The sequence below is a fragment of the Bordetella genomosp. 5 genome (genome assembly GCF_002261315.1).
In the GTDB taxonomy this organism is placed as follows: domain Bacteria; phylum Pseudomonadota; class Gammaproteobacteria; order Burkholderiales; family Burkholderiaceae_B; genus Bordetella.
This window is the reverse complement of the sequence record NZ_NEVP01000008.1, coordinates 37,923-50,830: the sequence shown is the minus strand read 5'-3', so window position 1 is coordinate 50,830 and position 12,908 is coordinate 37,923. Positions and strand designations below refer to the sequence as shown.

At 67.8% G+C, this 12,908-nt stretch carries 13 protein-coding genes; 10 read left to right on the top strand and 3 right to left on the bottom strand.

Annotated features, from left to right (window positions below):
- Window positions 1–35 precede the first annotated feature (35 nt).
- Both CAL25_RS13770 and CAL25_RS13765 read right to left on the bottom strand, forming a co-directional pair.
- A complete protein-coding gene (locus CAL25_RS13770; protein ID WP_094800897.1) occupies window positions 36–536 on the bottom strand; it encodes a TRAP transporter small permease in 501 nt (166 codons plus the stop codon).
- Window positions 537–611: 75 nt separating this feature from the next.
- The gene (locus tag CAL25_RS13765; RefSeq protein WP_094800895.1) at window positions 612–1,586 is read right to left on the bottom strand and encodes a TRAP transporter substrate-binding protein; all 975 of its coding nucleotides are present in this window, start codon (window positions 1,584–1,586) and stop codon (window positions 612–614) included.
- Window positions 1,587–1,701: 115 nt separating this feature from the next.
- Here CAL25_RS13765 and CAL25_RS13760 point away from each other — a divergent pair, with 115 nt between their 5' ends.
- From CAL25_RS13760 to CAL25_RS13720, 9 genes are all read left to right on the top strand, one after another.
- Window positions 1,702–4,239: an ABC transporter permease gene (locus tag CAL25_RS13760; protein WP_094800893.1), complete on the top strand. Its 2,538-nt coding sequence runs from the start codon at window positions 1,702–1,704 to the stop codon at window positions 4,237–4,239.
- Window positions 4,239–4,664 (top strand): group II truncated hemoglobin, encoded by a 426-nt coding sequence (locus CAL25_RS13755; protein WP_094800891.1) that lies wholly within the window; start codon window positions 4,239–4,241, stop codon window positions 4,662–4,664. The genes CAL25_RS13760 and CAL25_RS13755 overlap by 1 nt, the downstream gene beginning before the upstream one ends.
- The gene (locus tag CAL25_RS13750; protein WP_094800889.1) at window positions 4,654–5,364 is read left to right on the top strand and encodes a 3-deoxy-D-manno-octulosonic acid kinase; all 711 of its coding nucleotides are present in this window, start codon (window positions 4,654–4,656) and stop codon (window positions 5,362–5,364) included. The genes CAL25_RS13755 and CAL25_RS13750 overlap by 11 nt, the downstream gene beginning before the upstream one ends.
- Window positions 5,365–5,562: 198 nt before the next feature.
- Window positions 5,563–6,666 carry a polyamine ABC transporter substrate-binding protein gene (locus CAL25_RS13745; RefSeq protein WP_094800887.1) on the top strand — a complete coding sequence of 368 codons (1,104 nt, stop codon included), beginning with the start codon at window positions 5,563–5,565 and terminating at the stop codon, window positions 6,664–6,666.
- Window positions 6,667–6,672: 6 nt separating this feature from the next.
- The gene (locus CAL25_RS13740) at window positions 6,673–7,800 is read left to right on the top strand and encodes an ABC transporter ATP-binding protein (protein WP_094800885.1); all 1,128 of its coding nucleotides are present in this window, start codon (window positions 6,673–6,675) and stop codon (window positions 7,798–7,800) included.
- On the top strand, window positions 7,797–8,717 hold the full coding sequence (locus tag CAL25_RS13735) for an ABC transporter permease subunit (protein WP_094800883.1): 921 nt from the start codon (window positions 7,797–7,799) through the stop codon (window positions 8,715–8,717). The genes CAL25_RS13740 and CAL25_RS13735 overlap by 4 nt, the downstream gene beginning before the upstream one ends.
- Complete coding sequence (locus CAL25_RS13730; protein ID WP_094800881.1) at window positions 8,714–9,517, top strand: ABC transporter permease subunit; 804 nt, start codon at window positions 8,714–8,716, stop codon at window positions 9,515–9,517. The genes CAL25_RS13735 and CAL25_RS13730 overlap by 4 nt, the downstream gene beginning before the upstream one ends.
- Window positions 9,514–9,873, top strand: a complete 360-nt coding sequence (locus tag CAL25_RS13725; RefSeq protein WP_094800879.1) for an arsenate reductase — start codon at window positions 9,514–9,516, stop codon at window positions 9,871–9,873. The genes CAL25_RS13730 and CAL25_RS13725 overlap by 4 nt, the downstream gene beginning before the upstream one ends.
- A gap of 1 nt (window position 9,874) precedes the next feature.
- Window positions 9,875–10,585, top strand: a complete 711-nt coding sequence (locus CAL25_RS13720; protein ID WP_094800877.1) for a DNA-3-methyladenine glycosylase — start codon at window positions 9,875–9,877, stop codon at window positions 10,583–10,585.
- Here the strand turns inward: CAL25_RS13720 and CAL25_RS13715 are convergent, their stop codons facing one another.
- Window positions 10,586–11,230: a YrbL family protein gene (locus CAL25_RS13715; protein ID WP_094800875.1), complete on the bottom strand. Its 645-nt coding sequence runs from the start codon at window positions 11,228–11,230 to the stop codon at window positions 10,586–10,588.
- A gap of 229 nt (window positions 11,231–11,459) precedes the next feature.
- Here CAL25_RS13715 and rmuC point away from each other — a divergent pair, with 229 nt between their 5' ends.
- Window positions 11,460–12,845 (top strand): DNA recombination protein RmuC, encoded by a 1,386-nt coding sequence (gene rmuC, locus CAL25_RS13710; RefSeq protein WP_094800873.1) that lies wholly within the window; start codon window positions 11,460–11,462, stop codon window positions 12,843–12,845.
- Window positions 12,846–12,908 lie beyond the last annotated feature (63 nt).

The following is a 12,908-nucleotide window of genomic DNA, read 5'->3' as shown; positions in this document are numbered from 1 at the left end:
CAGGAATTCAGAGAGAGGGGGCGGGGCCGTGAGGCTCAGCCCTGTGCGTCGTTGCGCACGGGAACGTCGTCTTCTTCGGCGCGCGCGAGCCGGGCGATCACGGCGATCACCGCGAGCGTGGCGCCCACCGGGATGGCCAGGTAGATCCAGGAGATCGAGATGTCGAGGCTGGGTACGTTCTGGAAGCGCACGCGCCAGGTCATCTGGCCGCCGATCCAGGCGAGGGTGCCCAGGAACAGCACGCAGATCGCGCCGATGGCGATCTCCAGCGCCCGGCGGGCGCGCCCCTGAAGGGCGTTACGCAGCATCTCGACGCTGATCATGGCGCCGTGACGGAAGGCCAGCGCCACGCCGAGCAGCACGGTCCAGATCAGCAGGGCGCGGGTGGCGACTTCGCTCCAGTCGGCCGGCGAATGCAGCACGAAGCGCGCGATCACCTGCCAGAAGGCGGCGCAGGCCGAGCCAACCAGCAGAATCTGGGCGAGCGCGGACGCGAGTTTGAACAAATAGGTTTCGGCAAGGCACAGCAGGCGCATGGGAACATCCAGTGCAGATGAACGGACACAGCCGTTCGCACGGGGCGAACGGCTGTGCACGCAACGCAGGCGCGTTTACTTGGTATCGCGGATCGCTTCGATCAGCTTCTGGTCGAACTTCTTGTAATACTGCGGGTAGGCCGGCTCGACGGCGGCCGCGAACGCAGCGCGATCGACCTCGGTCACCTGCATGCCTTCTTTCTTGAGCTGCTCGACGCCGGTCTTTTCGATGTTGTCGACGTAGCCGCGCATCGCCATCGCCGAGTCCTTGCCGGCCTGATCGAACGCCTTTTTCTGGTCGGCAGACAGATTGCCATAGGTGGAGGCAGACATCAGGACCAGCGCGGGGCCGTACACGTGGCCGGTCAGCGACAGGTACTTTTGCATCTGCGACAGCTTGGCCGAGGTGATGACCGACAGCGGATTTTCCTGACCGTCGATCGTGCCCTGTTGCAGGGCGGTAGCCACTTCGGGCCAGGCCATCGGCGTCGGCAGGATGCCGATCTGACGGAACGCGGTGATGTGGACCGGGTTCTCGGTGGTGCGGATCTTCAGGCCCTTGGCGTCGGCCGGGGTGGCCACGGGGCGGACGTTATTGGTCAGGTGACGAAAGCCCTGTTCGCCCCAGGCCAGCGCCACGATGCCCCGATCAGGGAACTTGGCGAGCATATCCTGGCCTATCTTGCTGTCGAGCACGGCACGGGCGTGGGACAGGTCGCGCAGCAGGAAGGGGATGTCGAAGACGCCGGTTTCGGGCACGAAGTTGAGCGTGGCGCCGGTCGAGACGATGGCGAGATCGATCGTGCCGATCTGCAGCCCTTCGATCACTTCGCGTTCGCCGCCCAGCGCGCTGTTGGCGAATTGCTGGACTTTGTACTTGCCGCCGGTGCTGGCTTCGATCGACTTGGCGAAGGCCTCGCCACCCGCGCCGTAGTGCGACGTAGCGGACAGGGCATAGGCCATCTTGAGGGTGGTCTGGGCTTGGGCCGGGGCGGTCACGCCGAATGCGCCGGCGGCAAACAGGGCGGCGGCTAGCCACGTCTTACGCATGATGTCTTCTCCAGGGGTCTTTTGTATTAGGTATGCTGACGAAAACCCGAGTTTTCGCCCTGCTGCATGATAGCGGGATTCCCTGCGGTAAACCCCGATGGTTCATGGTTCAACGATGATGGATTTCCCTGATTCCGCCGCGCGCCGCGGCGCCCGTCCCGGCTTTTTGGCCTCGCTCGCGCTGGGCGTGCGCATGATGGTGCGCGACGCCCGGTCGGGCGAACTGCGCCTGCTGGTGCTGGCGCTCATCGTGGCGGTGGCCGCGGTCACGAGCGTGGGCTTCCTGTCCGACCGGGTCTCGCGTGCCCTCGAGCGCGACGCCGGCCAGATGCTGGGCGCCGACCTGCTGCTCGACGCCGACGAGCCGGTGCCCGCGGCCTTTCTCGACGCGGCGCGCGAGCGCGGCCTGCGCGTATCGTCCACGCTGCAGTTTCCGTCGATGGCCAGCGCCGGCGACAGCGCGCAACTGGTGTCGATCAAGGCGGTCGAGCCGGGGTATCCGCTGCGCGGCCGGTTGCGCGTGGCCGAGGCGCCGTTCGCGCCCGATGCGCCCACCACCGACGTTCCGTCGCCGGGCACGGTGTGGGCCGACCCGCAGTTGCTGGCGCTGCTGAATGTGTCGGTGGGCCAGACCATCGGCCTGGGCGACACCCGCCTCAAGGTCGAGCGCGTGCTGACCTACGAGCCGGATCGCGGCATGCAATTCGTCAACGTGGCGCCGCGCGTCATGTTGCGCGTGTCCGACCTCGAAGCCACCGGCCTCGTCGCGCCGGGCAGCCGCATCGGCTACGGCCTGCTCGCGGCCGGCGAGCCCGCCGCGGTCGCCGGCTATCAAACCTGGCTCAAAGACCACCTGCAGCGCGGTCAGAAGATCGCCACGCTCGAGTCGGGCCGGCCCGAGGTGCGCCGCACGCTCGACCGCGCGCAGCGCTTCCTGTCGCTGGTGGCCCTGCTGGCCGTGCTGATCTCGGCGGTGGCGGTGGCGCTGGCCGCGGGCCGCTTCATGCAGCGGCATCGCAATGGCATCGCCGTCATGCGCTGTCTGGGGGCGTCGCAGGCGCAGGTGAGCGCCATGCTCTGCGCCGAGTTCGCCCTGGTGGGGCTGGCGGCCGCGCTGGGCGGATGCCTGGTGGGATTCGGCGTGCATCAGTTGCTGGTGATGGCGCTGGCGGGCCTGATCGACACGACCTTGCCCTTGCCCTCGCTGATGCCCGCGCTGCAGGGGCTGGTCACCGGCCTGCTGATGCTGCTGGGCTTCGCCTTGCCCTCGCTGGCGCAGTTGCGGCACGTGCCTCCGGCGCGTGTGCTGCGGCGTGACGCCGGCACCGGCCGGGCGCGCAGCGCCGGCGGCTACGCGATCGGCGCGGTGGGCCTCTCGCTGCTGATCTGGTGGTTCGCGGGCGATCTCAAGCTGGGGGCCGTCGTGGCCGGCGGCTTCCTGGCCGCCTTCCTGATCTTCGCGCTGGTGGCCTGGCTGGCCGTGCTGCTGCTGGCGCGCCTGCGCGGCGCGGTCGGCGGCCTGCCGGCCCTGCGCTTCGCGCTGGCCGGCGTGGTGCGCCGGCGGGCCGCGACGATCACGCAGGTCTGCGCGCTGGCCGTCGGGCTGATGGCGCTGATTCTGCTCACCATGACGCGCACCGACCTCATCGCGGGCTGGCAGCGCACGCTGCCGGTCGACGCGCCCAATCGTTTCCTGATCAATATCCAGCCCGACCAGCGCACGGAAGTGCTGGCCCGCCTGCAGGCCGAGGGGCTGTCGCAGGTGCGGCTGTGGCCTATGGTGCGGGGCCGGCTGGTCTCGATCAACGACAAACCGGTCAGCCCCGACCATTACGAAGAGCCGCGCGCCAAGCGGCTGGTCGACCGCGAGTTCAACCTGTCCTTCGCCGACACGCCGCCGGAAGGCAACCGGCTGGTCACCGGCCGCTGGATCGATCCGGCGGCCCACGAAGTCTCGCTGGAATCGGGCCTGGCCCAGTCGCTGGGCCTGCAGCTGGGCGACCGGCTGCGCTTCGACGTGGCGGGGCAGACCACCGAGGTGACCGTGGCCGGCGTGCGCCGGGTCGACTGGGATACCATGCGCGTCAATTTCTTCGCCATCCTGTCGCCGCCGGCGCTGGCCGACATGCCGCAGAGCTGGATCACCTCGTTCCATCTGCCGCCCGACAAGGTGCCGGTCTTGCGCAGCCTGGTGCGTGACTTTCCCAACCTGACGGTGTTCGACGTGGGCGCGATCCTGTCGCAGCTGCAGTCGGTGCTGCAGGAAGTGACCAAGGCGGTGCAACTGCTGTTCGCCTTCACCCTGACGGCGGGCGTGCTGGTGCTGGCGGCGGCGCTCACCGCCACGCGCGACGAGCGCGTGCGCGAGGCGGCCGTGCTGCGCGCGCTGGGCGCCACCCGGGCCCAGCTGGCGCGCGCCCAGCGCATCGAGCTGCTCGCCGTGGGCGCCCTGGCCGGCCTGCTCGGCGCGGGCGGCGCGACGGCGATCGCCTGGGTGCTGTCGACCCAGGTCTTCGATTTCACGATTACCATGCGCGTCTGGCCGTGGCTGGCCGGGATGGCCGCCGGCATGGCCGGCGCCTGGGCCGGCGGTGCGCTGGCCCTGCGCGGCGTGCTGCGCACGCCGCCCCTAGTGACCTTGCGAGAAGCCTGATGACCACCACCCGCGTCGAGCCGATTTTCGAGCCGCTCGACACCACCAAGACCATTTTCGAACTGCTCGGCGGCGAGCCCGCCGTGCGTGCGCTCGTCGACCGCTTCTACGATCTGATGGACCTCGAGCCCGACTTCCGCGAGCTGCGCGCCGCGCACGGCCCGAGCCTGGACGACGCCCGCGACAAGCTGTTCTGGTTTCTCTGTGGTTACTTCGGCGGCCCCGATCACTACATTCAGCGCTTCGGCCATCCGCGCCTGCGCGCGCGCCATCTGCCGTTTTCCATCGGCGAGATCGAGCGGGATCAGTGGGTGGCCTGCATGGGCCGCGCCATGCAAGACCAGCAGATCGAGCCGGCGCTGGTCGAGCGTCTGGTGCATTCGTTCTTCGGCGTGGCCGACTGGATGCGCAATCGTGCCGGCTGACGCCCGCGCGCAGCCGGTCGCGCGTCACGCCTGGAACGACGGCGCCATGCTGTTCGATCCGGGCCGTATCGCGAGCCCCGATCCCACATTGTTGCGACCCGAGGCCTACGGCGCCTCGGCCGAGCCGGTGCAGGCCGGCGGCCGGGCGGCGGCCTGGTTCGTGGCGGGGGCGGGGTGGCAGGGCGTGCTGCGCGGTTACCGGCGCGGCGGGCTCGTCGCCAGGATTTCGCGCGCGGCCTATCTCTGGCAGGGCGAAGAGCGGACCCGCGCGTTCCGAGAGTTCAGGCTGCTGGCCGCGATGCGGGCCCAGGGCCTGCGCGTGCCGGCGCCGCTGGCCGCCGGCTACTGGCGCAGCGGGCTCATCTATCGCGCGGCGATCCTGATCGAGCGCATTCCCGAGGTGCGGCCGCTGGCCCACGTGCTCGCGCCCGCGGCCTGCGAAGCCGCTGGACGCGCCATCGCGGCCCTGCACGCGGCCGGCGTCTGGCATGCCGATCTCAACGCCTTCAACATTCTGCTCGACGCGGCGGGCGACGCCTGGCTGATCGACTTCGACCGCGGCACGGGCGGCGGCGTCTCCGCGTCGGCGCGCCAGGCCAATCTCGACCGCCTCAAGCGCTCGCTCGTCAAAGTGGCGGGCGAACCGGGCGCGGCGGCCTGGGACCGGATCGTCGCCGCCTACCGAGCGGCCCAGGCATGAAGGCTGCGGCATGAACGCCATGGCTGCCTGAGCAGCCCCGCGGGCAAGGGTGGGCGAACGCGCGGTGTCGGTCGCGTCGCCATCCCCCCGCGAAAATCGCCGATTCGGAGGGCGGGCGACAACAACCACCCTCTAAAAGGCTTTATCATTTTGCCTTTTGGCATTTCTCCAACACGCGAAATTAGGCAAGGGGTCGCGATGAAATTCATGACGGGAATGCGCTTTGCGCTGGGTCTCACGGCAGTCGCCGCGGCGGTTACACCCGCGTTGGCACAGAACAAGGTCGTCAACGTCTACAACTGGGCCGAATACACGGCGCCCGATACCATTCCAGGCTTCGAGAAAGAGACCGGCATCAGGGTCCGCTACGACGTCTACGACAACAACGACACCCTGCAGGCCAAGCTGCTGACGGGCAAGTCGGGCTACGACATCGTCGTGCCCTCGACGCATTACGCCTCGCGCCAGATCCAGGGTGGCCTGTTTCAGAAGCTCGACAAGTCGAAGATCCCGAACCTGAAGTATCTCGACCCGGACATCATGGCGCTGGTCGCCACCGTCGATCCCGGCAACGAGTACGCCGTGCCGTGGGGCTATGGCACCAACGGCCTGGGCTACAACGTCACCAAGGTCAAAGAGATCATGGGCGAGAACGCCGATCTCGGAAGCTGGGACATGCTGTTCAAGCCCGAGAACGCCGCCAAGCTCAAGGATTGCGGCATTTCGGTGCTCGACGAAGCCGCGCAGGTGTTCCCGGCCGCGCTCAAGTACCTCGGCAAGGATCCCAACTCCGACAAGCCCGAAGACTATAAAGAAGCGCTCGAGCTGCTCAAGAAGATCCGCCCGTACATCCGCCAGTTCAGCTCGTCGGGCTATATCGACGAGCTCGCCGTGGGCGATCTGTGCATGGTCTATGGCTTCTCGGGCGACGTGATGATCTCGCGCAACCGCGCCCAGCAGGCCAAAAAGACCTACGACATCAACTACTTCATTCCGAAGGGTGGCGCGCCGGCCTGGTTCGATCTGATGGTGATCCCCAAGGATGCGCCGCATCCCGAAGAGGCGCACGCGTTCATCAACTACATCGAAACGCCGCAGGTGCACGCCGCGATCACCAACACCATGTTCTACCCCAACGCCAACAAAGAGGCGCGCAAGTACGTGGTGAAGGACGTCGCCGACAATCCGATGATCTACCCGGGTCCGGATGTCGCCAAGACGCTGTACGTCATCAAGGCGCAGCCGCTGCCCGTCCAGCGCCTGCAGACCCGCATGTGGGCCGAACTGAAGTCCGGAAGATAAGTCATCATGAGCGATAGCCGTTACACGGCACAGCACTCCACCGATCCGGACGAGTTCGTCAAGATCGTCGACGTGGTCAAGATTTTCGGCGACACCGTCGCCGTCCGATCGGTCAACCTTTCGGTCAAGCGCAACGAGATCTTCGCCCTCCTGGGCAGCTCGGGCAGTGGCAAGTCCACGCTGCTGCGCATGCTGGCGGGCTTCGAAGACGCGACGTCGGGGCAGATCATGCTCGATGGCGAAGACATCACGGCCGTGCCGCCTTACCGGCGGCCGGTCAACATGATGTTCCAGTCGTACGCGCTGTTTCCCCACATGACCGTCGAGGCCAACGTCGCCTTCGGCCTCAAGCAGGAGGGGGTCGACCGCGCGGAGATCCACGACCGCGTGTTCGAGGCGCTCGACCTGATGCAGATGGCGGGTTATTCGCGCCGCAAGCCGCATCAGTTGTCGGGCGGCCAGCAACAGCGCGTGGCGCTGGCGCGCAGCCTGGTCAAGCGGCCCAAGCTGCTGCTGCTCGACGAGCCCATGTCGGCGCTCGACAAGCAGATCCGCCAGAAAACGCAGATCGAGCTGGTCAAGATCCTGGAGCAGGTCGGCGTGACCTGCATCATGGTCACCCACGACCAGGAAGAAGCCATGACCATGGCGCACCGGCTGGCCGTCATGACCGACGGCCAGATCGTGCAGTGCGGCTCGCCCCAAGACGTCTACAACTTCCCCAACTCGCGCTTCGTGGCGGGCTTCATCGGCAGCACGAATCTCTTCACCGGCACCATCACCGAAGACGCGCCCGACCACGTCGTGATCGAGTCCGAGGAGCTGTCGCGTCCGCTGTACGTCAATCACGGCGTGAGCGAGCCGCTGGGCATGGACGTGCACGTCTCGATCCGCCCCGAGCGTCTGGTCGTGTCGCGCAATCAACCCGATGGCGACTACAACTGGGCCCATGGCATGGTCAGTCACATGGCCTGGATGGGCAGCTACGGTCTCTTTCAGATCCGGCTCGACTCCGGCATGGTGATCGAGGCCAGCATGCCCAGCCTGCTGCTGGGCTCGATCGACGCGCCCGGCATCGACGAAGAGGTCTACGTCAGCTGGGACGCCGATAGCGCCACGGTGCTGGCATCATGAGGCTGCCGTCCGTGCGCGAGTGGCTGCCGTCGGGGCGTGCCCTGGCGGTGGTGCCGCCGTTTCTGTGGCTGGTGGTGTTCCTGCTGGTGCCGTTCCTGCTGGTGTTCAAGATCAGCTTCGCGGAGCTCGAGTTCGGCATCCCGCCGTACACGCCGCTGGCCGAGTTCAAGGACGAGGCGGTGCAGCTCAGCCTGCACCTGCGCAGCTACGTCCTGCTGTTCACCGACAACCTGTACTTCGCCACCTACCTGAACTCGGTCAAGATGGCCGCGATCACGACGCTGGTCTGCATCCTGATCGGTTATCCGATGGCGTACTACATCGCGCGCTCGTCGCCCGCGATTCGCAACGTGCTGCTGCTGGCCGTGATCCTGCCCTTCTGGAGTTCGCTGCTACTGCGCGTGTATGCCTGGGTCGGCATCCTGCGCAACGACGGCCTGCTCAACAAGGTGCTGATGACCCTCGGCATCACCGCGAGCCCGCTCGAGATCTACCGCACCGATCTGGCCGTGTACATCGGCATGGTCTATGCCTATCTGCCGTTTTTCATCCTGCCGCTCTACGCCAATCTCGTGAAGATGGACCTGCGTCTGCTCGAGGCCGCCTACGATCTGGGCGCCAAGCCCTGGCAGGCGTTCTGGCGCATCACCGTGCCGCTGTCGCGGCCGGGCGTGATCGCCGGGGCGATGCTGGTGTTCATCCCGGCGGTGGGCGAATACGTGATTCCCGAGATGCTCGGCGGCGCCGACACGCTGATGATGGGCCGCGTGATGTGGAATGAGTTCTTCAACAACACCGACTGGCCGATGGCCTCGGCGGTGACGTGCGTCATGGTGCTGCTGTTGCTCGTGCCGCTGGCGCTGTTCCAGTACAACCAGATCAAGCAGCAGCAGCTCGATCGCGGGGGCCGCCGATGAAAGGACCCAACAAGTCCCTGCGCGGGCTGGCCCTCGGCCTGGGCTATTTCTTTCTGTATGTGCCCATCCTGAGCCTGATGGCGTTTTCGTTCAACGATTCGCCCGTCGTCACCTCCTGGACCGGCTTTTCGCTGCGCTGGTACTCGGCGCTGTTCGCCGACGACGCGCTGCTGCGGGCCGCCTGGCTGTCGTTCAAGGTGGCGGCGCTCACCGCGACCGCGGCCACCATCATCGGCACCTGGGCCGGCTACGTGCTGGCGCGCATGGGCCGCTTCCGCGGCTTCGGCCTCTACCTGGGCATGCTGAGCGCGCCTCTGGTGATTCCCGAGGTGGTGCTGGGCATCTCGCTGCTGCTCATGTTCGTCGAGATGCGCGGCCTGCTGGGCTGGCCCGAACAAAACGGCATGTTCACGATCTGGGTCGGCCACGTCACGCTGTGCATGGCTTTCGTGGCGGTGGTGATCCAGTCGCGCATCCGCGACATGGACCGCTCGCTGGAAGAGGCCGCGCTGGATCTCGGCGCCACGCCGCTGCGCGTGTTCTTCTCGATCACGCTGCCGCTGATCGCACCGGCCCTGGCGTCGGCCTGGCTGCTGTCGTTCACGCTCTCGCTCGACGACGTCGTGCTGGCGTCGTTCCTGTCCGGGCCGGGTTTCACCACCTTGCCCATGGAAGTGTTTTCGCGCGTGCGCCTGGGCCTCAAGCCCGAGGTCAATGCCCTGGCCACGTTGTTCATTCTGGCGGTCGGCACCTGCGTGATCCTTGCCAACCGCCTGCAAGTGCGCAAGGAATCCTCATGACCCAAACCACCACCCTGTACGGCCTGAACAAATGCAGCACCTGCGTGAAGGCGCGCGACTGGCTCAATGAAAACGGCGTGGCGCACACCTTCATCGACTACCGCGACCATCCGGTGCCGGCTGCCACGCTCAAAGAATGGGCCGAGCAGCTGGGCGGCTGGGAGAAGCTGGTCAATCGCACCTCCATGACCTGGCGTGCCCTGTCCGACGAGCAGAAGGCGGCGAGCACCGCGGCCCAATGGACCCGCCTCATCGCCGAGTACCCGGCACTGGTGCGCCGGCCCGTTACCGTCACATCCGACGGCGTGGTGACGGTCGGCTTCTCCGAAAAGCGCTACGGCGAGCGCTTCGCCTGACATGACCGGCGAGGCGCCCGCCGGCGTGCCGGGGCCGGCACTGCCCGATGCCTTCTTCGACCGCGATGCCGCCCAACTGGCCCGCGATCTGCTCGGCAAGGTGATCCGGCGCCGCTGGCGCGGGCTGTGGCTGTCGGCCCGCATCATCGAAACCGAGGCGTATTACCTCACCGATCGCGGCAGTCACGCCTCGCTCGGCTACACCGAGAAGCGCCGCGCGCTGTTCATGAACGGCGGCACGATCTACATGTATTACGCCCGCGGGGGCGACTCGCTGAACTTCAGCGCGCACGGTCCCGGCAACGCGGTGCTGATCAAGTCCGCGCATCCCTGGCTCGACGCCGTGAGCGACGCCCGCGCGCTGGCCTGCATGCAGCGCCTCAATCCCGACGCACAGGGTCGACCGCGCGCGCCGACGCGTCTGTGCGCGGGCCAGACACTGCTGTGCCGGGCGCTCGGGCTCAAGGTGCCCGACTGGGACGGCAAGGGATTCGACCCGCAACGCTTCTTTGTCGAAGACGTGGGGCAGGAGGTGCCGCGCCTGATCAACACGACGCGTCTCGGGATTCCCGCAGGCCGCGACGAGCATCTGCCGTACCGGTTCGTGGACCCGGCCTACGCCGCATTCTGTACGCGCAGTCCGCTACGCCGCGGTCAGGAGGCGGGGCGGGACTACGTCTGGATGGATCGCAGCGGCGCGACGCTGGCCTGATCAGTCCGGATCCGGCACCGGCGCCGGCATGCGCGCGCGCATCTCCGCGTATTTGCGCTCGATGCGGCGGCGGTTGAGCCGGCGGCTCCAGGCATAGAACGGAATCAGCGGCAGCACGCCGAAGCCATCCACCAGATACAGACCGGGCTTGCCGTCGGCGTTGTAGCCGCAGGCCACGTTGCTGGCCGACATGTCGTGGATCACCAGGTGAGCGTCGGCCAGATCGGCGAAGAAGGCATCCAGCTTGGCGGCCAGCGTGACGGTGAACTTGCCCTGCGCCGCCAGGTCCTTCACGGTGGGCGCGAGCAGGCCGTTGCCGTCGGTGATCTTTTCCACCAGCAGGCCCAGCCCCAGGCTGGTCTGCGCCACGCCCAGAATGCGCGCCATCGGCACCTGCCACACGCCGGAGGGGCGGGTGGTGGTACAGACGTACTCCGAGAACTCGTTCAGGTAGACGCGATAGGCGCTCTCGCGCTGGAACTGCTTGTACCAGCGCTTGAAGGGCCGCGCCTGCAGAAAGACGGCGCGGGCCTGCATGTCCATCACCTTGACCAGCAGTCCGGGTTCGTGCGGATGCTGGAACACATACCGGTCTCCGCCCTGCGCGAGCGGCGCGGCGCCCGACAGATCGAGCGGGCCGAACATGGCGCGCACGCCAGGCGCGGTGCGGCCGTCGGGCGGAAGGGAAGCGCCGGAAAACGGCGTCTGCGGAGGCAAGGCGGCCAAGGGAAAAATAGGACTAGTCTGATGGAAGGCGCAATCTTACTGCGATATGGGGCAGGGCGCGGGGCCCGCGCGGCTGGCGATCCCGGCTTCAGGCAGAATCGCGTCTTGATGTTGTCGTCGGAATTGCAAGGAGAGGGATTTGGAGCCAATGCTGTCGTGGGTCATGGCGGGGGCCGCGGTGCTGGCCGCGTTGTTCGCGCTCGGCGCGTTCTTGCGGGCGGGCGGCGGCGCGGGCGTCGATGCCCTGCGCGCCGACATCGAACGGCTCGAGCGCCTGCTGCGCGCGGATCTGGCCGAGGGCCAGCGCGGGCTGCGCGGCGAGCTGTCGGAGTCGTCCCGCGCGCTGCGCACCGAGCTCGCGCAAACCCAGGAAGACCTGCGGGGCGCGCTGGCACGTGACCAGCGCGAGGCGCGCGAGGAATACGCCGCCTCGCTGGCGCGCTTCTCGGCCCAGTTCGGCGAGCGGCTGCAGGGGCTGGTCGAGCTCAACGACCGGCGCATGGCCGAAGTGCGCCAGACGGTCGATGCGCGCCTGCAGGCGCTGCAGGCCGATAACGGCGCCCGTCTCGAAGAGATGCGGCGCACGGTGGACGAGAAGCTGCACGCCACCCTCGAGCAGCGGCTGGGCGAGTCGTTCAAACTGGTATCCGAACGGCTCGAGGCCGTGCACAAGGGCCTGGGCGAGATGCAGACGCTGGCGGCCGGCGTGGGCGATCTGCGCCGGGTGCTCACCAACGTGAAGTCGCGCGGCACCTGGGGCGAGGTCCAGCTCGCCCGCCTGATCGAAGACACCATGACCGCGGACCAGTACGCGCGCAATGTGCGGCCGGTGCCGGGCAGCGACGCGATCGTCGAGTTCGCGATCCGGCTGCCGGGCCGCGATGCCGGGGGCGAACCGGTCTGGCTGCCGGTGGACGCCAAGTTTCCCAAGGAAGAATACGAGCGCCTGCTCAACGCCCAGGAAGCCGCGGACGCCGACGGCGCGCGTCAGGCGGGCACCGCGCTGGCCCGCGCGGTCGAGACCCAGGCGCGTCTCATCGCCGATAAGTACGTGGCCCCGCCGCACACCACCGATTTCGCCATCATGTTCCTGCCCACCGAAGGGCTGTATGCCGAGGTGCTGCGTCAGCCCGGCCTGATCGACAAGCTGCACGGCCTGCGCGTGAACGTGGCCGGTCCCACCAACCTGGCCGCGCTGCTCAACAGCCTGCAGATGGGCTTTCGCACGCTCGCCATCGAGCAGCGCTCGTCCGAAGTCTGGCAGGTGCTGCGCGCGGTCAAGACCGAGTTCTCGAAGTTCGGTGACGCGCTCGCCACGGTCAAGAAGTCGCTCGACAACGCCAGCAGCAAGATCGGCGCCACCGAAACCCGCACCCGCGTGATGTTGCGCAGCCTCAAGACGGTCGAGGCCCTGCCCGAAGACGAAACGCGGCAGCTCTTTGGTGTGGCGGCGGCAGATGCCACGCTGGACAGCGCCGCGGCGGCCGATGCCGCGGCGGCCGCTGTCGCGCAGGGTAGCCCCGGACCGGCCTGAGCCGCGCCGCCCCGCGCCGGGTTGCCCCGCGCCGCGCCGCCCCGCGCCGGGTAGCCGCGCGCC

What these genes read in the sequence shown, in the direction of transcription:
- CAL25_RS13725 (WP_094800879.1), top strand. Translation starts at nt 9,514, where the DNA reads ATGACCCAAACCACCACCCTGTACGGCCTGAACAAATGCAGCACCTGC.
- CAL25_RS13740 (WP_094800885.1), top strand. Translation starts at nt 6,673, where the DNA reads ATGAGCGATAGCCGTTACACGGCACAGCACTCCACCGATCCGGACGAG.
- CAL25_RS13715 (WP_094800875.1), bottom strand. Translation starts at nt 11,230, where the DNA reads ATGTTCGGCCCGCTCGATCTGTCGGGCGCCGCGCCGCTCGCGCAGGGC.
- CAL25_RS13735 (WP_094800883.1), top strand. Translation starts at nt 7,797, where the DNA reads ATGAGGCTGCCGTCCGTGCGCGAGTGGCTGCCGTCGGGGCGTGCCCTG.
- CAL25_RS13765 (WP_094800895.1), bottom strand. Translation starts at nt 1,586, where the DNA reads ATGCGTAAGACGTGGCTAGCCGCCGCCCTGTTTGCCGCCGGCGCATTC.
- CAL25_RS13755 (WP_094800891.1), top strand. Translation starts at nt 4,239, where the DNA reads ATGACCACCACCCGCGTCGAGCCGATTTTCGAGCCGCTCGACACCACC.
- CAL25_RS13745 (WP_094800887.1), top strand. Translation starts at nt 5,563, where the DNA reads ATGAAATTCATGACGGGAATGCGCTTTGCGCTGGGTCTCACGGCAGTC.
- CAL25_RS13720 (WP_094800877.1), top strand. Translation starts at nt 9,875, where the DNA reads ATGACCGGCGAGGCGCCCGCCGGCGTGCCGGGGCCGGCACTGCCCGAT.
- CAL25_RS13760 (WP_094800893.1), top strand. Translation starts at nt 1,702, where the DNA reads ATGATGGATTTCCCTGATTCCGCCGCGCGCCGCGGCGCCCGTCCCGGC.
- CAL25_RS13770 (WP_094800897.1), bottom strand. Translation starts at nt 536, where the DNA reads ATGCGCCTGCTGTGCCTTGCCGAAACCTATTTGTTCAAACTCGCGTCC.
- rmuC (WP_094800873.1), top strand. Translation starts at nt 11,460, where the DNA reads ATGCTGTCGTGGGTCATGGCGGGGGCCGCGGTGCTGGCCGCGTTGTTC.
- CAL25_RS13730 (WP_094800881.1), top strand. Translation starts at nt 8,714, where the DNA reads ATGAAAGGACCCAACAAGTCCCTGCGCGGGCTGGCCCTCGGCCTGGGC.